The sequence below is a fragment of the Ruegeria sp. SAZA006 genome, assembly GCF_059613465.1.
On record NZ_JBXWSO010000010.1, the window covers coordinates 260,112 to 282,500 of the forward strand.

At 58.8% G+C, this 22,389-nt stretch carries 18 protein-coding genes; 4 read left to right on the top strand and 14 right to left on the bottom strand.

What is annotated here, in order from left to right:
* Positions 1-241 precede the first annotated feature (241 nt).
* The 4 genes from AC2FNZ_RS10740 (at position 242) to AC2FNZ_RS10755 (ending at position 4,308) form a co-directional block, all read left to right on the top strand.
* Complete coding sequence (locus tag AC2FNZ_RS10740; RefSeq protein ID WP_496840587.1) at positions 242-1,027, top strand: metallophosphoesterase family protein; 786 nt, start codon at positions 242-244, stop codon at positions 1,025-1,027.
* Between the two features lies 1 nt (position 1,028).
* Positions 1,029-2,063, top strand: a complete 1,035-nt coding sequence (locus AC2FNZ_RS10745) for an ATP-grasp domain-containing protein (RefSeq protein ID WP_496840589.1) — start codon at positions 1,029-1,031, stop codon at positions 2,061-2,063.
* Positions 2,060-2,947, top strand: coding sequence for an NAD-dependent epimerase/dehydratase family protein (locus tag AC2FNZ_RS10750; RefSeq protein ID WP_496840590.1), 888 nt, complete (start codon positions 2,060-2,062; stop codon positions 2,945-2,947). Before AC2FNZ_RS10745 ends, AC2FNZ_RS10750 begins: the two co-directional genes overlap by 4 nt.
* 125 nt (positions 2,948-3,072) lie before the next feature.
* Positions 3,073-4,308, top strand: a complete 1,236-nt coding sequence (locus tag AC2FNZ_RS10755; RefSeq protein ID WP_496840592.1) for an O-antigen ligase family protein — start codon at positions 3,073-3,075, stop codon at positions 4,306-4,308.
* Between the two features lie 9 nt (positions 4,309-4,317).
* Here the strand turns inward: AC2FNZ_RS10755 and AC2FNZ_RS10760 are convergent, their stop codons facing one another.
* From AC2FNZ_RS10760 to AC2FNZ_RS10825, 14 genes are all read right to left on the bottom strand, one after another.
* Positions 4,318-5,760: a hypothetical protein gene (locus AC2FNZ_RS10760; RefSeq protein ID WP_496840594.1), complete on the bottom strand. Its 1,443-nt coding sequence runs from the start codon at positions 5,758-5,760 to the stop codon at positions 4,318-4,320.
* A 49-nt stretch (positions 5,761-5,809) separates the two neighbouring features.
* Positions 5,810-6,529 carry a class I SAM-dependent methyltransferase gene (locus tag AC2FNZ_RS10765; protein WP_496840595.1) on the bottom strand — a complete coding sequence of 240 codons (720 nt, stop codon included), beginning with the start codon at positions 6,527-6,529 and terminating at the stop codon, positions 5,810-5,812.
* Between the two features lie 252 nt (positions 6,530-6,781).
* Entirely contained in the window at positions 6,782-7,720 is a 939-nt protein-coding gene (locus AC2FNZ_RS10770) for a UbiA family prenyltransferase (RefSeq protein WP_093963234.1), read from the bottom strand.
* A 75-nt stretch (positions 7,721-7,795) separates the two neighbouring features.
* The gene (locus tag AC2FNZ_RS10775; RefSeq protein ID WP_093963235.1) at positions 7,796-9,226 is read right to left on the bottom strand and encodes a glycosyltransferase family protein; all 1,431 of its coding nucleotides are present in this window, start codon (positions 9,224-9,226) and stop codon (positions 7,796-7,798) included.
* 143 nt (positions 9,227-9,369) lie between these two features.
* Positions 9,370-11,211 (bottom strand): GumC family protein, encoded by a 1,842-nt coding sequence (locus AC2FNZ_RS10780; RefSeq protein ID WP_093963236.1) that lies wholly within the window; start codon positions 11,209-11,211, stop codon positions 9,370-9,372.
* Positions 11,212-11,520: 309 nt separating this feature from the next.
* Positions 11,521-11,961, bottom strand: coding sequence for a GtrA family protein (locus AC2FNZ_RS10785; protein ID WP_170367210.1), 441 nt, complete (start codon positions 11,959-11,961; stop codon positions 11,521-11,523).
* 106 nt (positions 11,962-12,067) lie between these two features.
* Positions 12,068-13,576: an ArnT family glycosyltransferase gene (locus AC2FNZ_RS10790; RefSeq protein WP_496840598.1), complete on the bottom strand. Its 1,509-nt coding sequence runs from the start codon at positions 13,574-13,576 to the stop codon at positions 12,068-12,070.
* Positions 13,577-13,754: 178 nt separating this feature from the next.
* Positions 13,755-15,098, bottom strand: a complete 1,344-nt coding sequence (locus AC2FNZ_RS10795; protein WP_496840599.1) for a hypothetical protein — start codon at positions 15,096-15,098, stop codon at positions 13,755-13,757.
* Between the two features lie 129 nt (positions 15,099-15,227).
* The gene (gene asnB / locus AC2FNZ_RS10800; protein ID WP_496840601.1) at positions 15,228-17,174 is read right to left on the bottom strand and encodes an asparagine synthase (glutamine-hydrolyzing); all 1,947 of its coding nucleotides are present in this window, start codon (positions 17,172-17,174) and stop codon (positions 15,228-15,230) included.
* 12 nt (positions 17,175-17,186) lie between these two features.
* Complete coding sequence (locus AC2FNZ_RS10805) at positions 17,187-18,305, bottom strand: glycosyltransferase (RefSeq protein ID WP_496840603.1); 1,119 nt, start codon at positions 18,303-18,305, stop codon at positions 17,187-17,189.
* A gap of 78 nt (positions 18,306-18,383) precedes the next feature.
* Positions 18,384-19,565, bottom strand: coding sequence for a DegT/DnrJ/EryC1/StrS family aminotransferase (locus AC2FNZ_RS10810; protein WP_496840605.1), 1,182 nt, complete (start codon positions 19,563-19,565; stop codon positions 18,384-18,386).
* 13 nt (positions 19,566-19,578) lie between these two features.
* On the bottom strand, positions 19,579-20,274 hold the full coding sequence (locus tag AC2FNZ_RS10815; protein WP_496833622.1) for a PIG-L deacetylase family protein: 696 nt from the start codon (positions 20,272-20,274) through the stop codon (positions 19,579-19,581).
* Positions 20,271-21,185 (bottom strand): methionyl-tRNA formyltransferase, encoded by a 915-nt coding sequence (locus tag AC2FNZ_RS10820; protein ID WP_496840606.1) that lies wholly within the window; start codon positions 21,183-21,185, stop codon positions 20,271-20,273. The genes AC2FNZ_RS10815 and AC2FNZ_RS10820 overlap by 4 nt, the downstream gene beginning before the upstream one ends.
* Positions 21,182-21,808 carry a sugar transferase gene (locus AC2FNZ_RS10825; RefSeq protein ID WP_496840607.1) on the bottom strand — a complete coding sequence of 209 codons (627 nt, stop codon included), beginning with the start codon at positions 21,806-21,808 and terminating at the stop codon, positions 21,182-21,184. Before AC2FNZ_RS10825 ends, AC2FNZ_RS10820 begins: the two co-directional genes overlap by 4 nt.
* Positions 21,809-22,389 lie beyond the last annotated feature (581 nt).

A 22,389-nucleotide genomic window follows, 5' to 3' on the forward strand; every position in this document is an offset into this window, starting at 1 on the left:
TTGTTTGCTTTGGCTTGATTGGCCGGACCCGAACTGTTCCAGCGCGACCTAGGTTGGACAAAGGGAGTTGCGGCACGGCTCTCAGCCGGTATCATCCCAGAAAGATTGCACCGTCGAGCGTTTCGGCCGGACTGTGCAGTTGATTTGTTAAAGGATGTTTCAGAGCGCCTGTGTTCCCAGTGATTGGAACCAGGTCCGGCGCTTGATTTGGATTGCCGGACATGGTCGGCGGAGAGTGGTCATGAGTACGCTGAAGATCGCGGTACTGTCCGACATACATGGAAACGCCACGGCGTATGCGACCGCGATCCAAAAGGCCGAAGCTTTTGCGCCGGATGTCGTCGTCATGTTGGGCGATCTGTTGACATATGGTGTGCGCCCTCGGCAGGTGTTGGAACTGACCGACCAACTGATGGCTCGCCAAAACTGCGTGTTCATTCGCGGCAACCACGATCAGTTCTATTTCGATCTGGATAAAGGCAACCCGTCTTTCTACGACAACATTGCAGGATTTGTGTTGGAGTCCGTCGAGTGGACGCATGGTGAGGTCCGGGGCGACCCACCGTTGGCCGACCGATACCCCTGGGCCGACCGCCATAGCATGGGGCCGATCCTGTTCTCACATGCCAACCCTTACGATTATGGGGACTGGTCCTATGTCTCGAAACCGGATCAATGGGCACCAGCGGCAGCGGTCTTGCGACAAATGGGAAAAACGGTCGGGGTCTTTGGGCATTCGCACCGGGCCTTTGCCGTCATGATCGACGAAGCCGGAAGACCGACACCTGCGGATCAACGCAAGTGGGTAAGGATTCCGAAAGGGTCAGTGCTGCTGCTGAACCCCGGAGCGGTCGGGCAGGGGCGGGGCACGGGCCTGTCTTATCTGACCCTCGAGCTGGATGGCGACCGGGTGAGAATCGACATCCCGTCGATCAGCTTTGATCTGGAACAGATCCGCGCGGATATTCAGGCCACTGACCTCAGTCAGGGGACAAAGGAACGGCTTATTTCATTCATGGAGAAATGAATTGATCACGGTTTTGGTTACAGGTGCGGGTGGCGGAGTGGGCCAGGGCATCATCAAGTCGCTCAGGCTGATTTCTGATCTGCCGCTGCGTATTCTTGGAGCCGACATGTCTGCCCTATCCGCCGGCCTTTATGCCTGCGACAAAGCCTTTCTGGTCGAAGGGTGCCGCTCGCCGGGATACCTCGGCTCACTGGCACGGATATTTCAGGCAGAGTCCGTGGATTACTATTTCCCCGGTACGGATATCGAACTGGCATTGTGTGCCGAAAACCGGGATCGCATCGCGGAACAGTTCGGGACAAAGGTCGTGGTCAACAGTCCAGAGACGGTGCGTATTGCCGATGACAAGGGACTGACCTCGGCTTTTTTGGCGAATAACGGGCTGCCCTATCCGCGCACGTGGCCCATGGCCGAGGCCTTGGAAATGGATGATCTGATCTACCCGGTCATTGCCAAACCGGCGGTCGGGTTTCGGTCCATCGGGGTCGAACGGGTGAATTCTCGGGACGAGCTGGCCAACTACCCCGGTGATCCGGCGGCAACCATCGTACAGGAACTGATCGGCGATGACTCGCGCGAGTTTACGTGCACGATCGTCGGGGCGAAGGGGAGTCTGTCGCCGGTTCTGGCACTGCGCCGAGTGCTTCGGTCGGGCGATACATATCGGGCCATTCCCGAGCGGAATCCGGTGATCGAAGTCTATGTCACAGCTATCGCGCGCAAGCTGGACGTCGAAGGGGCCTGCAATTTTCAGCTGCGCCTTGGCGACGACGGAGTACCCAAGGTGTTCGAAATCAATGCCCGGTTCTCTGGTACTACACCGTTCTGTGCTCAACTGGGTTTCAACCCGGTTGAATGTTACCTCAAGACCGACCGCGGCCTTGCCTATGAGCCAGAAATCGCTTGGGACAGCATGGTTCTGCGGTACTGGAGTGAGCTGGTCGTTCCGCGTTCAATGACAGCTACATTGGATCAGGCCGGACAGTCGGAACCTCAGATCCCGGCCCAGTTCAGCCTCTATGGCGGGACGTCATGAAAGTTGCCCTGACAGGGGCGACCGGCCTGCTGGGTCGCCATCTTTTGGCCTGGTTAAGCCGACGTGACATTCCTGTTGCGCGGATCGACCGGTCGGACTGGGATCTGCAGGACGCGATCGCCCATGACAGGCTGGATCAACTGGCGCAAGGTGCGGATGTATTCGTGCACTGCGCGGCCCGGATTGACCTTGCCGGGCCTGCGGGTGACGGCTCGGCTTGGCAGGTGCTGTTTGACAGCAATGTCCGAGCCACGTTGAATGCGGCGCGTTGGGCGACAGATCGTGATGTGCACTTCATCTTTGTGTCCAGCGGGTCGGTTTATCGCGATCCTCATGCCCGCAGAATCGACGAAAGCGCGGAAACCGCCCCGGGGCCGCTCGGGGGTGATTACGCTACAACCAAGCGTCTGGCTGAAGCGGGGCTGGCTGAGCTTGCCCGGACTTCTGGAGCGCGGGTGACCGTGCTCAGACCGTCGGCGCTCTATGGTCATGGGCTGCCTGATGACAAGTTTCTTGTGCGGATGCTGAATGATGCGGCCGCGGGGCAAAACATCACAGTAACCGGTCCAAAGAACAGCATTGATTTCGTACATGCGCATGACCTGAGCCGGGCGATTTTGCAATCGGCCCAGGCCGCAGCTTGCGGTGTATTCAATATCTCCGGCGGAGATCCGGTTTCCTTGGCGGATTTGGCGCAGGAGGTCATGTCCGTCGCAGGTGGCCGGGGTATGATCGAAACCCGATCCGGAGACAGTCCGCCATTCACGAGATTCGATCTGTCCTCAGACGCAGCCCGGGCTGCATTCGGCTATGCGCCGGTCGTGGACATTGCAACGGGTCTGGAAATGACGTTGAGGGGCCAATTGCTGCCGGCAGCGGCATGACCCGGTCCGGCAGCCGGGTGATTGGAGCCGGAAACATGTTTTTTGAAGGTATCTTGGGTGATACCCTTGTATTTCGGGTACCAGTCTGTGGGCCAGGTAACCCACCGCCGTTTGGATTGTAGAATATGGTGCCAGTCAACAGTATCAGCCGGCGTAAGCCGATTTTGGAGCAGATCGAATTCGCGTGTCTGATGACTGCGTTGCTGTTCAGCACGTTCACTGCCTTTCGCCATCCGGCGGTTCTGTTCACGGCCAGCGACATGTTTCTGACGATTGCCGTGATCCTGCGGTGCAACCGCAGCCTGCCGCTGTTTCCGTTGCAATCCGCGTCCTCGATCTGGTTTATCGGCATGCTGATGATGGTGGCGGGACTGTCGATCGGCTCTATCGCGCACGGCGATCCGGTGTCGGCTTTCGTGGTCATCGTTCAGTATTTCTTTTCGTTTGTCCTTCTGCCTCTGGCTATCCTGGGCCGCCCGTATGAAGAGGCGGTTACGCTTGCAAAGGTCGGCGTGATCTCGATTGCCCTGAACTGTCTTGTCGGGATGATCGCCTATAGCGTTGGCTATTCCGGTGGCGAATCCCGGTATTTCATGCTGGTCAGCGGCAACTACCGCGTGGCGGGGCTGGTGGATAACCCAAACGGGTTGGCTGGACTGATCGTCCTTTGGTTTCCGGTGTTGTGGTATCTTGGGTTGACGGGTGCGCTAAGAAAACTGCCATTCTTGGCCCTCTTCGGGCTGCTCGCCATCACTTTGATCTACGCAAGTTCGAATTCCAGCCTTGCGGGTGCGGTCATCTGCGGTGCTTTGTTCCTGCTGCTGGTCGGAAATCAGCGCGTGCTGATGATCTGGGGAACAGCTGTGACGACGATGGCTTGGATCAGTATCCAATGGGCCGAGTTCATCTTTCCGCCGACGTTTCGCAACCGGGTATTGTCACCTCTGCTCGAGGGCGACCTGAGTCATGCGGGTACATTTGAAGACCGTGCCGATCTCATGATCGAAGCCTGGCGGTTTCTGCCGGATTACTTCTTGGTCGGTATGGGCGCGGGACAGTATCGCGAACTGAGCAGTCAAGGCATTCCCGTTCACAACCTGTACCTGTTGCTGGCCAACGAAGGGGGTATTCTGGCCTTGCTGGGATTGTGCTTCGTTTTGGGGTCCGCCATCGTCTACGCTGTCATGGCTCGGCACAACGTGCCGAACAGGGTGTACGGGCGCGCGACCGTTGTGACGGTCACGCTGACCTTTGCGGCGCTGTCAATGAACTACACCCATGTTTACCAGCGCGGTATGCTGATCCCGTGGATCGTGGCATTGGGGCTGTTGGCTGCGTCCGATCGGTACCGGCGCCGCTAGCGTTACACGTCAGGGGTTGCTTTGTCCCATGCCGTTCCCGTCGCCAGCCAATTCGTGCAGGAACTCCTCAAGGTTGGTCCAGCCATCGTCGTCCGAATCCGCAGTTGCATCCGTCGGGTCGGTGGGATTCAGGCCCCGTTGGGTTTCCCATTCATCAGACATCCCGTCGACATCGCTGTCTGCATAGGGCAGGGCGCTTTCAAGCTCGGGCCAACCGCCGACCTTTTCAGGGTTCTTCTTTAGGATTTTGCCGGAACGGTCACGGACCTCCTGAACAACCCTCTGATCCACCGCGTCGCGAGACGGGCGTGTCGCTCCGGCGTTTTGCAGGACCGTTTCGAACACTGTCGAAACCGGATCGGCCTGGACCAAAGGCGGGGTGACCGGCTCATCAACGACATAGACACGATGTTCGGGGGCAAGGACCAGTTCTTCGGGAAGGTCCAGGCTGTTGCGGTTGTCTTCATCAAGGTTGTCCCGAAGGTACAACCGGTAGCCATTCTTGAAGCCGTCGAACAAGTGCACCAGTAGATTGGAATCGATGCTTTCACCCGAGAGCTTCAGGTTGCCAATGATATTGGCGTCCAGCTCGGTCCAGCGATTGTCCAGCGACACGACATATTGCCAGATCGGTGAGTACATCAGGTTGTTTACGATTTCGGTCGTGGTACCCGGAGTCTGCGGTGCGATTTGCGGGTTTCTGAACATCCCATGAGAGAACAGGTTGTGATGGATGCTGAAGTTGCCGCCCTTTGTCAGCAGCATGTTGCGGGCCCGGTTGCTTTTGCCTGGTCCGCCATGCAAGAGGGGCTCGCTGACGATGCTCCACTGAAAGGTCAGCCGTTCGGCGTTCTCTGAGTCAATCGTCTCGTCGCTGCCCCAACTGGCCGAAATGTGGTCGAAGATCACGTCACGCGCGGCTTTGGTGTAGACGCCAATGGCCCCTGAACAGCAGGATTCTACGTCGTGCGGTCCGGGCCGGAACCGAACATGGCGCACGATGACATCGTGCGTTCGGATTTCCAGTGATGGGCGCAATTGACGTGGGCCGTTTCGGATCGCAATCCCACCGCCCGGAGCGGTTTCTCCGGCGATGGTCAGAAAAGGACTGTTTGCGATCAGAGACGCCTTTTCCAGTGTAATCGTTCCGCTGACCCTAAAGATGCAGGTTCGAGGTCCTTTGGCGTCGATGCATGCACGCAGGGAGCCGGGCCCGAATTCTTCGGTGTTCGTGACATAAATCGCGCGCCCGCCGCGCCCACCTTTGGCGGCGGCGCCATGCCCTTCAGCGCTGGGAAATGCTCTTTGGGAGCCATCTGGCAATTGCGCCGAAAGTGACCGGTTCGCGTTCTCGGCCAGCAGCGTACCGGGGCCGCAACCGATCGCCAGAACAGTCGCAAATAGCGAACCATGGAATACGGCGAGCAGTCTTGGCCTTTTTGCAATGGGCATTCTGAAAACCTTGGCTGTTGTCAAAAATCTTTTGTCTTTTGCCTTTGGTCTAGGGCGCGGTGTCCCGGGTTTGGGCTTTGGTCGCGCAGACCATCATTGAATCCCGCAGGTGCACTGGGATCACTAGGTCAGCCAGCCGTGCCGGAACCTTGAAGCGCGCCCACCTGGGTAGATAACGATGCACTCTTTCAACCAGATATCCTAACGGAAAATACCATGTTGGACGATGAAATTCGGTTTGCTGTAAGCCAGCTTTGGCCAAGGCAAAGCGCAGTGTTTCAGGGTCGAAATAGCCGATATGCGCAACACGATAGTGCCACCATTGGTCTCCCATGATACGCGCCAACAGGGACGAGCGGTCGGGCGTAACGACGACCAGTACTCCATCATCGGCCAGCAACCGCGCAGCCTGAGTGATCAGTTCCAGCGGATCCGGAACATGTTCGACCACGTCTACCAGAGTGACTACATCGTAGGGGCCGGTCAGATCGGGATGTGGAAGAACGCCTTGGACCACTGGCAGGCCATGGTGTTTTGCCCGGACGCAAAACCGTCGCGACGGCTCAACCCCGATCGCGTCGTAACCACCGGCGATGGCCTCCTCGACCAGAATACCGGTTCCAGCCCCCACATCCAACAGCCGGTTCGCGCCGGCAGTGGGTCTTGGCAGCCTGTTCAGCAGTACTCGCTTCTGCCGCGCCCTCTGCAGGCGCGTCATCTCATAGGCCGGGTCTTCGAGGTCTTCGTAGAATTTAAGGACATCGACCATATCCGTGCATTGGCAAAAACCGCAGCGGACGCATTGGTCGATCGCGGCGGTTGTACCGTAGTCGGCATTCGAAATTTCAAAGTTCCGCGACGTCGGATCCCCGCGTAGGGTGCTTTCCTTTATCCTCCTGAGGCCGCCGGTGCCGCACAGCCAGCATCGCCGGATCGGTGCGGATACAACATCATCTGAAGGCTGGTTCACCATGCGCGCATCACCTCCAGTCTGGCAGCAAGCCGGTCCGTTGCCCGGCACCTATGACCCGACTGGCCGGATTTCAAGCAACTGTTCAAAGAACGGAAGCTTGATCTCGAGCAGAACGAACATGACCACCACCAGCAGAATAACCTGAAAAACAAGGCCGCGTTGTTTGTACAGATTTTCGGGGGCCTGTGCGATCGAGTCCCGGGCCAGCCCGACGGCAAGATAGCGCCCGAACAACATCGCCACGAAGGGCAGAGACAGCAGAAGCTCGACCTTGTACTTTGTCAGGAAAACGCCCAGGAAAGCGGTGGACAAGATTGCGTAGACCAGCGCCGACACCAATAGCTTCGACTCGTCATAGTCTTTGAAAGATGCGCGGTACCGCGCGGCAAGTGCCGGGTCGTCAATGGTACGATATTCGGCAAAGCGCTTGATCGCCATCAGATACGCGCCGCCGAACCAGTACGAGATCAACACGCTGGACGGTGCCACGATCGGCGGAACCATAATGAACCAGCCCGCAAAGAACCGAATGGGGTTGTTGATGGCCTCGCTCAGAACGTCCAAATAGGCGCGGTCCTTGGACCGGATTGGTTTGACGTTGTAGATGATCCCCATGATCAGCAGGGACAGCGCGGTCAGGAAGAACGGCGTATTGATCAGTAGCGCGAGTCCGAGACCGACGATCGCCAGACCCAGCCATTGCAACCAGACGATCCGGCCATCGATCTCGGTCACGACCGAGGCACGCTCTTTCTTCTTCGGGTGGTGTCGGTCGAATTCGCGGTCCAACCACTCATTTATAGTATAGTTGGCCGACGCGATCAGACAGATCGAAAATATCCCGACGGCGAGGTCGATTGCCGACCGACTGGTGAACTCGGCACCCATGATGACCGCAAGAACGGCACCCGGCAGAATGAAGATGTTCTTGAACCAATGGTCGATGCGCGCAATGGACAGATAGTCTTTGAATCCGGCTCTTACCATTGCAACCACTTTCACCGACACAACAACATTTGCCGGGCCCGAAAAGGCGGGAAACAGAACACTACGGGCGGCATGTCAGATTTCCAGACTGCGCCTTGCGTGCTTCTTCCGGCGATCATAAAGCTTCAAAACCACAAGAAAACTAGCACATATGACCACCGCGACGATAGGCCAAAGTGCTGCAAGATACCTTACCGACGCGATGGATAGTGTTGCAGACAGAAACAATAGCGCGTGCAGGCTCAGCACCCCCAACCCGGCCAAAGTCAGTATTTGACGTCCGGCCCAGTTTTGGCGCAGCCAAAGGATTGAGGCCGCCAGGATCAAGATCGAAGCCAGCCAACCTATCGCAAGCGCGGAATGGATAAGACGTGCATACGGCGGATCAAAAACATCGCGGGTGATGTAGCCGAGCGCATTGTCCATCGGGAACGGCCCATTCTGCGCGATGTAGGCGGTGATGTCGTTCGCGGTCACGGCATGGTAGAAGGGCTGCCAGAGGGCGACATAGTGCTGTAGCGGCAACCGCAGAAACCCCGTCGGGTTCGCCAGAATTCGTTTTGAACCGATTTCGGCCATGAGTTCGGTCTTTGGGATGCCAATTCGGTCGGCAATGGACTGCAACCGGTCCTTCTCGTACAGAAACATCAAACTGGCTTCGTAGCTGTGCATCAGAAAGAAGGAGACCGGTCCAAATGGCGCCCGGGAAATCGCCTCGCGTGCGTCTGCCGGACCCTCTTCTTCAAGAATAATCCAGACGTCGGTTCGTGGGTCATCGGGGGCATAGGGGCTTGGGCCTGCAGCGAACATGGCGCTTTTAGCGAATACGACGTTCCCCAGCACACTTTCGCGAGGTTCATCGTGGCGAAGATCGTAAGCGGCGCGGTCTGCAAGCAGCACGAAGGTAACGCCCAGAACCGCCAGAGCCAATCCAGCCCACGGGCGCCTGCCATTGATATAGCTCGCGCAAAGAACCACCACGATAAGGATGGGCAGAAGAGCAAAACCAACTGGACGGATCGCGATCATGGCGCCGACTGTCATGCCCAGGGCAGCAAAGTGCCAGGGCTTGGGGCCGTGGATCGCTTGCACCAGACAGGCAAGATAGACGCATGTCGCGCTTTGGAACAGAGACTCGGACAGGATGCTGTAGTTGAAGTAGAACGTCATCGGGTTGATGATCAGAATTCCAAGCAGGACCAGACCGGCACGGGGATGGCCAGTGGCCCGAGCCAGTGTGACCGACAATAGACATGCAGCAGCCGAGAATACCCAGATCTGGCCCACAACAGCGGCGCGCAGCGGGTCTGCGAACCCGTCGAAAAGGTCCAGAAAAAAAGGATATGCAAAGCCGCGATAGGCGGCGGCTTGAACGTAGTCTGCCGAGTCACTGGAGAAGTTTACGTCAACCAAGGGAAAAGCCGTCTGAATCACCGCCAGGACCAGTGCCAGCGCGATGATTATGAGCCCCCCGTTTTCATCTGCCCTTGAAGAAGCTTTCCCCAAAACCCACTCCAAGCAAAGTCCGGTATTTCCGACCGCGCCGCACGTCGATCAGTACCCGCGCGCAGCATCCGGTACTCGCATGGTAGCACAGACTCGGCCACCAGACATCCCCGATGGCCGGAACGGAGCGGTCGCCAGATTTTCTAGTAGTCGTCGTAAGTGCCGTAATACCCTTCGTAAGTGGTCCAGCGGTACTTCTTGGGATCGACGTCATTCAGAATCGTACCCAGCACATTGAAGCCGGATGACTGAAGCCGTTTTGCCGCGGCTTGCAACGCATGCTGTGGCGTTTTTCCCCAGCGCGCGACCAGCAGAACGGCGTCGGCGAGGATGTCGTTGCGGTACACTTCATCCATCACCAGTGCCGGGGGTGTGTCCACGATAATGATATCGTATTGATCCAGCAGCGTTTCTTTGAGTTGCTTGAGCTTGTTTGACGCGGCATCAGACAGCTCGTGCGTAGGCGAGGCTGCGGTGATCAGATCCAGTGACCCCTTGGTTTCGGTGGTCAGAGCATGTTGCAGGGTTACACTGTCAGAATAGATTTCCGAAAGTTGCACCTCATCCATGTCCGGAATGAACGTCTTCGTCGCGCCGCGACGGTGCGTGTCCAGATCAATCAGCAGAGCGTTCAGTCCGTCGACCGCCGCCGAGGTCGCCAGAACGCTGCTGACGAAGGATTTGCCCTCGTTCGGCAGGCCTGAGGTGATCAGGATCACCTTGGAATGCTGGAACTTGATACAATTGGTCAAGATGCCTCGGGCGGCTTCGGCCAGCGGCGATTTCTGGCTCTGCAACAGGTTTTCGATCGCTTTGTTCTCACCGGCGAACATTTTGCTGCGTCGCTGCCGGGCGATATATCCCAGGTTGCTGAGACCGGTCATCCGGATGATCTGGTTTTCGCTGCGCACCGTTCTGTCCAGGCCCTCGCGCACCAGCGCGATGATGAAGCCAACGATCATGGCGAACAGGCCGGCCAGCACCGTGATCAACGACCTGCTGGGGGCATAGGGTTCAACCGGAATTCGCGCTTTGGAAACCTGAACTGTGCCGTCCTCAAGCTGGCCGATGCGGGTTTCCAGCAAGGTCAGGTTGTCGATCGTGGTTTGGTAGCGAGTTCGCAGTAGTTCGACCTCGCGTTCCCGGCGCAGCAACGACAGCTCCAGACGGGTGCGGGCCTCCAGCTCCTGCTCAGATGTGATCAGCTGCTCCTGGAGGGCCAGAATTTCGTCTTCCGGTAGGTTGCGTTCGATGCCGATGCGCAGCTGGGCCTTGCGCCGCTCAACCTCGGCGCGCAGCCGGGTCACGAACTGTTCGTCGTCCAGATTGTCCTCACGGATGAACTCGGCCAAATTCGATTCCGCTTGGGTCAACTCTTCGCCAAGGATACCGACCCGGCGTTTGAGATTGTCGATCGATGTCATCAAGCGATTGACGCGTGCGTCGCGCTCGTTCGCGATATAGACGGCAATGACGGTATTGGGCAGGGCTGCAGCCAGCACCGGCGATGTGGATCGGCCTTCGATGCTGATGGCGAGGCTTTCTCCCGCGCGGGAGACGGAATAAGAGGCCAGAACCTTGTCAGCGACCGCAGCGCGGTGAATCTCTTCATCCGCCTCGCTGTCCGCGCCGGGGGCACGGCGCACAAAGCTGGGGTCGTCGAACAGACCCAGGCGGTCTGCCACCTGCTCGGCAAAGTCGCGAGACCGCAGTCGGGCCAACTCGGTTTCCACGCTCGACCGGTTCAGTTCATAGGTTTCCAGCTGTCCGGTTGACTCGCTGAATCGTGTTTCCGTGAGAGCCAGAACCATCTGCGCGTCCGACCGATACTGGTCGGGGATGGTCGACATGTAGAAGGCTGTTGCCGAGACCGCACCGACGACCAACAGAAAGATGACCAGCAGGTTCCGGCGCAGCAGCAACCAGATATTGATGAAATCGTTGGTTTCATGCTGGCTGGCAATTGCGTCGTCACCGGATTGCACGAGTGTTCTCCATTTTTTTCGGACCGTGAATACGGCTTAAAATCGGCGTCAGAATCGAACTGTTATTTATCATATTGTTTTACCTGTACTTTGATCGGCTCGATAGATTTATCTAGCCATATCAGGCCAAAAGGCCGTCCCTGTGCGTTTGGCGGGCAAAAAAAGCGATGCAAATCCGAGAGCAGAGAGTTTTTGGCCATTCTGGCGTCGGGCGAAGAGCTGCCTTTTTGAAGTTTTAAATTCGTGAACAAAGCGCTTTGTTGCCGGCGTTGTTGCCAAAGCCGATACAGTGGGTTTGGTCCGGCATACCTACCTTCCGGCGTCCTGCGCCCGGGCTTCCGGTGGTTCAGCAGCAGGCTCGCGAAATGTGATTTTCCAGTTCAGGGTAAAATTCAGAAGGAATATGCACCCGGTCACGAACGCCTGAATGATCAAGTAGTGGAAAGGCAACAACGCAAAGAGAAGAGAGAACAGCGCCACGTTTATCGCCGACGTCGTCGCCGTGACCAGAATGAACCTCTGCAAGGCGCTGCGATGTGGAACGCTGGACCGAAACACCCATAGTCTTTGGATGCAGTAATTGAAGGTGGCCCCCATCAGGAACCCGATTGCCGAAGCGATCGTTTCGTAGATGCCCAAGACCTCGACCGAGAACGCCATCGCCGAGAAATGGATGATGACGGCCGTGCACCCGGTCACGAAATAGCGACCGACCAGAACCGAGACGTGTTTGAGGTCTTCAAACTTCATCAAGCAATCCTTCAGGGCGTGAATGCAGGGCCACCCGATTGAATATCATCGATCCTATCATTGTTCGGCCGCGAGTGTTGGAACAAGCTTCATGATAAACGATCCTTCATTCGATCGGTTTGAAACTGGCGGGAGATCCATAGATCCGCCCGTCGGCCTCCTCATAGAGCAGCGTCAGATCGGCTTCGCGGATCAGCCGTTCCTCATTGACCAGATAGAACCGCCAGTCGACCTCGTTCAGGATGGCGACAACCGCGTTTTGGTCGGCCACGCGTTCGCGGACCTCCTGAATTTCTTTTTCTGGCGACGTACCAGGGTCCGGCCTGCCGGTTCTGCGCTCGAACAACTCAGGGGACTTGAGCGCATCCACACCCTTGACCAGCCGAATGACGTCATAACCGTTGGAATAGACCACGACACCGTCCCGCAAATTGTCCAGATGCGCCAAGGTCGGAGAGTTCCGCCAGACCGGTGAGGCATAGAAATTCCCCTCAGTCATGTGGGTGCGGGTCATCGCTGCCGTGCGTACGGCATAGGTTCCGGTCAACACCAGCGCAAGTATGAGGGCTACGGGACGCAGCCGGTTCATCATATCTGTTCCGGGCTGACCGCCAACCAGAGCAAACCCCAGAACCAGAGTCGAAATGAACACTGGCAACAGGTATCGGGCATGGATGGTCAGATTCGCCTCGATAAACAGGGCCAGAACCAGGAAAGGAACGTAGACCAACAAAAAGAACGAGATCGGACGCGCAACGGGCAGACCGGGAAGGTCATCAGGGTTGGTCTGAACCTTCAAAGCTGTGCCGATCAAAACAACGACGAACCCCAAAACCAACACCAAAGCGGTCAACGTGATAATTGGCGGCAGGGAGCTTGGCAGCACGTAGGCTGAAAGCGTGGTCAGTGCAGCGCGGAAGGTCTCGGCGTCGGGATCCCCAAGGAACGCTGCTTGACGCCCGATGCCGGTCCCGCCAGAGGTTTGATTGTACAGGTACCACCCGATGATGATTGCGGATGCGATCAGGCCGAACACAATCGCCGAAACCAGTCGACGGCGCAGGTCGCCGTGACCATAAACAAGGATTGTCAGCGAGCAGGCCGCGATCAGAGGGACCAGTGCGAACCGGGTCAGCACGCACAGGGCGGCCACAAAGCTTGCCAACACAAAGGCGGACACGTTGTCGCCGCGCAGGTAACGGGACATGAAGAAATAGGTGCCCAGCAAGCAGTTTGTCGTGAGCGGTTCTGACAGGATCGTGACATGCGCGTACATGAACTGGGGGCTCAGGACCATGACCAGTGCTGCCAGAAAGATCATCCGTGGCCGAACCTTGCAGTCGTTCAGGATCAAGAACATCAAAGCGATGTTCAGGACCAGGCTGAGGATATTCAGCACCGTGGCCGCAAGCACGGGCTGGACACCCATTCCGGCCAGCAGATCAATCAGCGCGGTATAGGTTGGCGCCTGTTGAAACCGGTCGGGGGACAGCCCCAGATAGGCCATAGAATCCGGACGCATTCCGATTCCGTGCCATGTGCCGGCCGCAAAAAGCCCGGCGGCACAGGCAACGAGGAAAAAGAAAAAGACCTTCAGTTCGGTGGACTGCCGCATGAATTCAACCCAAAAAACACTTTTACAACCAACAGCGTGAAACACTTCCGAACGGCGCAAGTAGCAGTTTGCGAATTCGGCGTATCCTTAATTTTTCACCGGCGGAGACGATGACCCAAAACGCTAAGTAGGGTCACTTTTGTTGTCAAGTTTATCCACAGCCGCCGCCCAGACCGGCCTAGTTTCGACCTCCGTGCGGACAGCATTGCACCGGATCGAACGAAGCCGGATCCGCAAGAGGCGGTACATTCACATACAGGCTGAGCGCCACAATTCCACTCAACAGCAAGACTAGTCCCGGCTTTTCCCTCAGCAGAATGACCGAACCCAGGATAAGGGCCGTGGTCCAGTGAGAGCTGTAGAGCAGTACTTCGAGCGGGTTGAAAAACAGGTAGAACACAAAGAACGTGCCCACCAACGTCCACACTGCCAGCACAAGCGGGGCGCGGCCAGCTGTTCTTGCGCCGGAAACAATTGCCCATCCCACCAGGATTGTCGCCAGAATTGTCAGGGCCAAGCGGCTTGGATCGCGGAGAATCTCCCATAGTCGATCCAGCAAAAAGCGGCACTGAACGGTTTCGGCCGGCGCAACCCAGGAAAACAGGAAGAAGCCAGCGGCATAGTCTTTGATGATTTCCGGGTTGGTGAAGTTCGCGGCGTCCGCGTAGCGGCCAACCATCTCGGTCGGTTCCATGAAAGGATCACCGTCCAGAACGATGCCAAGAAAAACGACCGGAGCCATCATGCAGATTACGGCGATCACCGACGGAACCGCCACTCCGAACGTCAGTTTCCGCCCGACACCTCCGCTGAGAGAAGCCCATGCAAATCCAGCATAAACCAGTGAGAATGCGGCCGCCGGCAAATGGGACCATCCGGCCAGCACACCGCAAGCCAGGCCAGCGATCACGCTGGTAAGGGCCGGGTACTTGGCGCAGTGTCTGGCCATCTCGGCCATGATCAACAATGACATGGCGATCGCCCAGAGTGAGACGCTGTAGGTCTCAACAACGCTGAGCGTGGTGACGGTTCCGAAGGTCAGAAGAACAGCAAGCGTCGCCAGAATGGAAACGGAGAGCGACAGGCGTTGGCGCAACAGGAATAGCGCGATCGTGACAGACGACATGGCCGCCCAGAATGCGAGGCTGATCGAAATCGCGACAGGCTGCCGGATGCCCAGCCAGGTCAGCGGCTCGGCGATGGCGGCGTTCAGCATCACCACCAGCGGGTGGCGCGCAAGGTGGAACGCCAGGTAGTGCCCCTGAAACAAGCCATGCGAGTAACGGCCAGGGTCCGAGGCAAGGATGCAGTCGTCGTTGTAGAACGGTTTGCCCGACGGTGCGGGCATGTCCAGAAACTGCCGCGCGAATTCCAGCCGGAAATAGAAAAAAGCAAAGACCACGCCAAACAGAAGCAGTAGCGCGAGGCCCGCCTGCCGTCTCGTTGCAGGAGAGTGTAAAGACCGAAATTCGGACCGGATATCGCGCCAAAGGCCCGAGCAGGATGCAATCAGTTCAGTCATGAACAGACTTAGGCACGTCGGTACGGCGCGTGACAAACGATAGGGGCGTGCACCTCTGTTTCGCATGACAATCGTCCGGATTGCGTGCTTTTGTGCGAATTTGGCAAACAGAAGTCCGCGGTTTGAGGATCAGGCCAGCCATTTTTTCTGCCAGAAATGATACATCAGAACCGTCCACAGATGGGGCCCCCAATTGCGACGCCCGCTGAGATGCTCGCGCCATCGTCGCGCCAAGGTGGCTGTGTCGAATACGTCCTCGACCCCCTGTCCTGTTGAAAATACCTCGTTTGCCACAGGCTTCAGCGGGCCACGCAGCCAGTCGTTGACGGGAATTCCGAACCCTTGTTTCGGGCGATCATACAAGGCCTTTGGTACGCGCTTGTCCACTAGGCGCCTTAGGGCCACCTTGCCCTGTTTACCGTCGAAACGCAGGGATCGGGGCGCCAGCCAAGCGGCGGCGACAACGCGGTCATCCAACAAGGGCGCGCGCGCCTCAAGACCGACGGCCATCGATGCTCGGTCGACTTTCACAAGAATGCCTTCGGGCAAATACAGGCAGGAATCCAGCAGCAGCATCGTGTCGATTTCATCAAGGCCGTTGGGCAATCCGAGTGTTTGATAGACCCCGCCGTCATTCACGTCCTTCAGCACTGCGGACGGGTCCCAAAGACTGAACAGGGTATTGTATCGGCTTCTGAAATCAGGCTGCGCGATGACCGAGGCGACTTTGGAGATCCTGTCGGCTGTGATCTGGTCGCGCATGGTGCCTGAAACGAGTTTACGCAGGATCGGCGCAACGGCTGCACGCAGGGCATCAGGCGATGCTGCCAAAATCGACGCAGCCGGCCGAGGAAGTTTTCGGCCCAGGCGTTCCATCGCCATCATTCGGGCATAGCGTTCGTACCCGCCAAAGGACTCGTCGCCGCCATCACCCGACAGCACGACGGTCAGTTGATCGCGGGCCAGTTTGGAAACCAGCAGGGTTGGAACGCCGGACGGGTCGGCAAAAGGTTCGTCATAGACGTGCGGTAGGTCATCGAGCAATTCGAAGGCCATGGATGGTGTTGCAGTGACCTCGTGATGGTCCGTGCCCAGATGTGCAGCGATTGCGGCGGCATGGTCTGCTTCGTTCAGGCCTTCTTCCTCGAAACGGACTGTAAAGCTTGTTACCTTGCCGTTGGTTTGTTCCTGCATCATGGCAGTGATCAGGGTTGAATCTATCCCGCCGGACAGGAAGGACCCCACCGAGACGTCCGCGACCATGCGCTCCTGCACGGCACGCTGCAGTTCCTCTTCAATACGAGCCAGCGCCCGTTCTTCGTCGTGGATCGGTGCGGCAAGTCCCCGTTTCGCGCAGTCGCGAAGGTCCCAGAACGTCCGGATGGCATCTACCAGGTCCTGAGCCGTCGCGGGCGGCTGGTCCAGGCGGACTTCGACCATTGATCCGGCGGGCAACTTCATAACTTCGCGATAGATCGAGAGTGGTGCCGGCACATATCCGTAGCGGGCGTATTGCGCTTGGGCCCGCCGGTCGGCTTCCGGCGAGCCAAATGCGGGGTTCGCGCGCAGCGCCTTGAGTTCGGAACCAAACAAAAGCTGGCCGGACTTGAGGCCTAGATACAGGGGTTTCTTGCCCAGCCGGTCGCGTGCAAAAACCACCCGGTTCAGCTTGCGATCCAAGACCGCGAAGGCGAACATGCCGTGCGCCTGTTCCAGTGTCTTGCGGATGCCCCAGCGGTCCATCGCCGCCAGTAGCACCTCGGTATCGGATGTGCCGCGAAACGTTACGCCCTTGTTCAGCAACGTCTGCCGCAGGGCCAGAAAGCCGTAGATTTCCCCATTGTAGACGATGGTGAACCGGCCGCTGGGCGAGGTCATTGGCTGCGCCCCGGTCTCCGACAGGTCGACGATCGAAAGGCGGCGATGGCCCAGAGCCACGCCGGCGTCTGGATCGACAAACAACCCGTCGGCATCGGGACCCCGGTGCTGAATAGCGTCGCACATGGCCTGCAGCGTGGCGCGGCCCGAGTCGGAGCTCATCGGCTGAAAAGTCAGAAATCCGGCGATACCGCACATGGGTCAGGTCCTTTATTCGACTTGGGGCGCTGTGGGTGGCGCAGGGTTGGCAGCTTGGTTCAGGGCCTGATCATAGGCGCGGGCAATCGCGTCGAGGGAGTAATGTGTGGCGATGCGGTCGCGGGCAGCATTGCTATGGGATTTGTAGGTTTCGGGCGGCCAGTTGGAAGCTTGGACGAGGGCCTCCGCCAATGCCTGCGGATCACGTGGCGGCACGACATAGCCGCACGAGTCCACCACTCTGGCGCTGTCGCCGACATGAGTCGTCACGACCGGGCGGCCGTGGCTCATGGCTTCGGCGATCACATTCGGAAAGCCTTCGGTGCGCGAGGCCAGAACCAGCAGGTCAATACTCGCATAGAACTCGGACATATCGTGCAGGTCACCGCACAATGTCACACTGTCTTCGGGCAAATCGTTGTCGGCCAGCATCGCGCGGATCTCGGGGTTCTCCAGCGTCACGCCGTCTCCGGCCAGACGGGCGTGCAGGTCCGGGACGGACCGGCGCGCAATCGCGAAGGCGCGGAAGAAGGTTTCGAAGTCTTTCTGCGGGTGAAACCTTGCCGCCACTCCAAGCACGCGGGCGGGCCCCGGCCGCGCCGTTGGATCGGGCGGAAGGATAAACCCGTTTGGAATCACTGTGGAATGGTCCCCGGCAAAGCCGTATTTCTCGTGCTGAGTTTGAGCGCGGGTCGAGTTGTAGAGGATTCCCTGACAGAACCGGGAAAGCACCTTCGAAAGCGCCACCGCAGCGCGGGTGTTGCGGGTGAAGGCAGCCGGGTCGTCCAGTGCTTGCCGCACGGTCCAAAAGACGGGAACGCGCTGCCCGGCAAGTTTGCCGGCAATCAGGCCCAGGACCATTGCATGGTACATCCAGCACAGAACCACATCAGGCTGATGGGTCCGGATCAAACGTCGGATCTGCCAAACCGCGCGAAACAGGGCCAATGGCGATCTGGCACGCAGCGAAACGTATTCGACCTTGTCATTCGCCGCCATCGCGCGGCAGCGCTCCGAAACCTCGGTCAGGGCGACGACGCAGGCCCGTTCGCCCGAATGGGCCAAAAGTCGGGCCAACATGGCTTGTGCGCCACCTTGGCCCGAGAAATCAGTGGTGACATGCAAGATCATCGGGTCACCCTCCGCAGCTCACCGGTGGGCGTTCGACACAAGCTGTATGTTGATCGGCCACACATCACCAATTCGCGCTCAGCCCTGTGCCATGTGGCGGGCCGTCGCCTTTTGGCCCACATCAACGATGACCTGCGCCAGACGAGCGACGTTCTCGGCGGACCAGGCCGGGTCGACCAGGAAGGCAAGGCTGGTTTCGCCCAGCTCGCGCGCCACGGGCAACGGTTCCTTGGGTCCCAGGCCTCGGCTGGTGAAGGTTTTCTCGAGGTAAATCTCCGAGCAGCTGCCGGAAAAGGCGGGAAAGCCGGCCTCGGCGATCTCGGCGATGATGCGGTCCCGGCTCCAGCCGGGCGCAAGTGTTTCCGGCCGCACAAATGCGTAGAACCTATAAAATGCGTGGGTAACGCCGTCGGGTGGCATTGGCACGCGAAAGGCCGGGCAGGTCGCAAGGGCCTTGTGCAGGATATCCGCATTTGCCGTCCGGTGCGCGCGCCACGCGTCCAGGCGTTTCAGCTGTATTCGACCAAGTGCCGCCGAAGGGCCGTTCATCCGCAGATTGGTGCCGGGTCCTGAGTCGTGCAGCCAGCGAAAGCCGGGTGGGTGTTCCGTGTTGAACACGGTGTCATAACCTTTGCCGTGATCCTTGTAGCTCCAGATGCGACCCCAGAGATCAGAGTCGTTGGTCACCAGCAGACCGCCTTCGCCGCCTGTGGTCATGATCTTGTCCTGGCAGAAGGAAAACGATCCCAAGGTCCCGATGGTTCCGACATGGCGGTCGCCAATCATCGCGCCGTGGGCCTGGGCGCAGTCTTCGATGACCCAAAGGTCGTGGGCGCGGGCCAGATCCATGATGCCGTCCATGTCACAGGGCCAACCGCCCAGATGCACGGGTATGATCCCCCGGGTGCGCGGCGTAATCGCCGGGGCGATGGTGTCGGGCGTGATATTCTGGGTGTCAGGATCGACATCGACAAAGACCGGAACACCGCCCGCCAGCATCACCGAGCTGGCCGAGGCGATGAAGCTGCGCGGGGTTACGATGACCTCGTCACCTGGTTGCAGGTCTAGCCCGAGCATCGCGGCGTCCAGCGTCACTGTCCCGTTGGCCATGGCGATCGCATGTTTGGCTCCGGTATATGCGCAGTATTCGGCCTCGAATGCGCGAACATCTGGGCCGGTCCAGGCGTTGACTTTGCCAGAGGCCAGAACTTGCGCTACCGCGTCGATCTGTTCCTGGTCATAGATGGGCCACATCTGCATTTCGCACCTCCTGTCAAATCACCGATCGGACCAGAACAAAGCCTTCCGCCGCCGACCGGTGCACCGTCGCGCCGCGCAGGGTGGCCAAGGCGCGCAAGCTGTCGACCGAGCGTTCGTGCGGCGCCTGCTTGACCTGGCTTTCGAACTTGCCGAACGCCTGAAGCTTCCGTTCGATCGTGTCCGAGATGTCGACAAACACGTTTGGCACGAAGGCCGGGGTCAGATAGGGGGCGTTCCAATTGGTTTCGGAAAGGGTTTCGTAGGCCAGAATATTGGCTGGATAGTCATGTTGATGCGGGCGGCTTGCCACCAGCGTGGACAGAAAACTCAGCTGGTGATCCATATGAATGTCGCCCGGATGCGGAGCGAGGATCAGGCTGGGGGCGATGTCGCGGACCAGCTTTCCTAGTGCACCGTTCAGGTCCGAATGGGCATGTTCTGACAACTCCGCCGCATTGAAATCCATCCAATGTGTCTCGGTGACGCCCAGCAGATCATGCGCATTGCGTGCCTCGCGCCGTGTGGTTGCGACCTGTTCATCGGTAAACTTCGGGGGTTTGCCGCGAGTGACGACAACCACATGCACTTCGCGCCCAGCATCGGCCATGCGGGCCATCGTGCCGCCGGCGCCCAGAACCTCATCATCGGGATGCGGAGCGACGATCAGCGCGGGGCCGGCGTGGCCAGTGGTCAGGTCGGAAGCGATCATGGATGTGTCCTCAGTTTCGCGTGAAGGGCAGGGGGGGTGTCGGCCCCTGACCATTCGGTTATGTCCAGACAGCGCCCGTCGCCGCAGGCCACCGTGAAGCCGCCATTGCCGATGGCCTGGATCTGGCCGGGCAAGCCGATGAAGTAGCCCTCCGGCTCGGTATACGTGACCCCTGTCAGAACCAGTTTCACGCCATCGGGGCCAAAGGTGTAGGCGCCGGGGTAGGGCGGACCCGATGCACGGATCAGGCGGTGGATGTCCGCGGCAGGATTGGTCCAGTCAATCAGGCCGTCTTCGGGGCGGCGGCGGGCGCACAGGCTGATTCCGTCGGTGCGTTGCGGTTCGGCCGGGATGTCGCCATTGGAGATCTGGTTCAACAGAGGCGGCAGCAGTCCTGAGACGGCACGCAAGGCTCGATTGTACAACTCGCGTGCGGTGACGGTTTCGGGATCGACCGCATAGATGGCCTGAGCGGCAATAGGGCCGTCATCGGCGCCTTCGCCCAACCAGAAAAGCGAGGACCCGACGTTTCGTTCCTGCAACAGGATCGTCCAGGGGATGACACCGCGCCCCCGCAGGCGGGGCAGGGCCGACGGATGAAACCCGATGCAGCCAATCCGCGCCAATGCCCGGAACTCGGGGCCGCAGATCTGTGACCAACCGAGCACAAGGATCAGGTCGGGTTTGACCTTGGCAATCTGTTCAAGGGTCTCGGGGTCGTTGGTTTTTTCGATATGCAGAACCGGGACGCCATACTTCTCGGCCGCCGGTGACAGGTCGACGAAATCCGAATGCCGTGCGGACAGGCGCGGCGACAGGGTTACCAGAAGGGCCGGCACATGCCCGGCGCCGCACATCGACATCAGGGCTGCAAGCGTGGTCTCGACGGCGCCGACAAGTACGATATTCACGCGTTCATCTCCCGCATGTCCTGGGCCAGCGAGCCATTCGAGTCCATCCATTTCCGCGCCGCCTCGATCCGGTCGTCGCGGCGGGGTTCGTTGTGCAGGGCCGCTCCGACCGTTTCGCCCAAGATCTGCAGGTCCAGCGCCAGTGACCGATGCGCCACGTACCATAGATCAAGGCTCAGCTTTTCACTGTTGCTGAGGTTGGTGTTGCCGCTGACCTGCGCCCACCCGGTCAGCCCCGGCCGAACGGAACATCGGTATTGTCCGGCGGGTCCGAAGTCTTCGATCGTCTCAGGCAGCAAGGGGCGTGGCCCAACCAGGGCCATTTTGTTCTGCAGGATCAGGACAAGTTGCGGGATCTCGTCGAGGCGCAGGCGCCGGATCATTGCCGTGGCGCGCGTCTGGCGATCCGCATCGGGGTGCAACGAGCCATCCGCCGCGCGTGTCTCTTTCATGCTGCGCAGTTTGTAGAGTCGAAAATTGCGGCCCTGTCTTCCGGCTCGGATCTGCGAAAACATCAATGGACGGCCGATGGACAAAAAAACCACGACGCACGCAATGACAAAGAAGGGAAGCGCGAGCAGGCCCAGCAGCAGGCAGATCAGGATTTCAAGCAACCGATTCACAAATCAAATCCAACTCGCAACACGCGGGGTCCCGCGACACACAAAAAATCAACCAATACAAAGGGACGCGACACGCCACCCGAGCAACCGCGACTGAAATACCGACAACCCGGGTCGACAAGCGGCGATGCAGCAAGATTGGTCGAAACGGATTCTGTTTGCAAGCCGTCGATGCCGCCGCGGGATGCGGGGGCTGAGAATGCAGGGCTGACTAGACGCTGATGCTGATTTGCCTTCGTTATTACGTCAACGATTCGAACTAAAGCCGTGAATTGTTGCCATTCAGGAAAAGCGAGAGCTCAAGCCGCGCCATGATTGCCGCGAAACAAGGCGGGGTGTTCTGATCGGGTGTTTCGCGCAAAGATCCAGCCTTCGGGCTGCATTCACAGGGGGTTGCGAACGCGGCCGACGCGGTGGCCCAAGCGCTGACAGGTCAGTGTCGACAGGAAAACCAGCACCAACGGCGACGCGCCATTGGCTTTGCTTGTCAGCCTGAGGCCAAGCGCCTATGATTTGCCGAGCGGGATCGTTTCTGTTCCGTCGATGACCGAAATTGCTTTTGACGACCGACTTGCGCTGTG

Bases quoted from the DNA above. Each gene is read 5' to 3' on its own strand.
- AC2FNZ_RS10740 (WP_496840587.1), top strand. From the start codon at position 242: ATGAGTACGCTGAAGATCGCGGTACTGTCCGACATACATGGAAACGCC.
- AC2FNZ_RS10750 (WP_496840590.1), top strand. From the start codon at position 2,060: ATGAAAGTTGCCCTGACAGGGGCGACCGGCCTGCTGGGTCGCCATCTT.
- AC2FNZ_RS10755 (WP_496840592.1), top strand. From the start codon at position 3,073: ATGGTGCCAGTCAACAGTATCAGCCGGCGTAAGCCGATTTTGGAGCAG.
- AC2FNZ_RS10760 (WP_496840594.1), bottom strand. From the start codon at position 5,760: ATGCCCATTGCAAAAAGGCCAAGACTGCTCGCCGTATTCCATGGTTCG.
- AC2FNZ_RS10765 (WP_496840595.1), bottom strand. From the start codon at position 6,529: ATGGTCGATGTCCTTAAATTCTACGAAGACCTCGAAGACCCGGCCTAT.
- AC2FNZ_RS10770 (WP_093963234.1), bottom strand. From the start codon at position 7,720: ATGGTAAGAGCCGGATTCAAAGACTATCTGTCCATTGCGCGCATCGAC.
- AC2FNZ_RS10785 (WP_170367210.1), bottom strand. From the start codon at position 11,961: ATGAAGTTTGAAGACCTCAAACACGTCTCGGTTCTGGTCGGTCGCTAT.
- AC2FNZ_RS10790 (WP_496840598.1), bottom strand. From the start codon at position 13,576: ATGCGGCAGTCCACCGAACTGAAGGTCTTTTTCTTTTTCCTCGTTGCC.
- AC2FNZ_RS10795 (WP_496840599.1), bottom strand. From the start codon at position 15,098: ATGACTGAACTGATTGCATCCTGCTCGGGCCTTTGGCGCGATATCCGG.
- asnB (WP_496840601.1), bottom strand. From the start codon at position 17,174: ATGTGCGGTATCGCCGGATTTCTGACTTTTCAGCCGATGAGCTCCGAC.
- AC2FNZ_RS10805 (WP_496840603.1), bottom strand. From the start codon at position 18,305: ATGATCTTGCATGTCACCACTGATTTCTCGGGCCAAGGTGGCGCACAA.
- AC2FNZ_RS10810 (WP_496840605.1), bottom strand. From the start codon at position 19,565: ATGCAGATGTGGCCCATCTATGACCAGGAACAGATCGACGCGGTAGCG.
- AC2FNZ_RS10815 (WP_496833622.1), bottom strand. From the start codon at position 20,274: ATGATCGCTTCCGACCTGACCACTGGCCACGCCGGCCCCGCGCTGATC.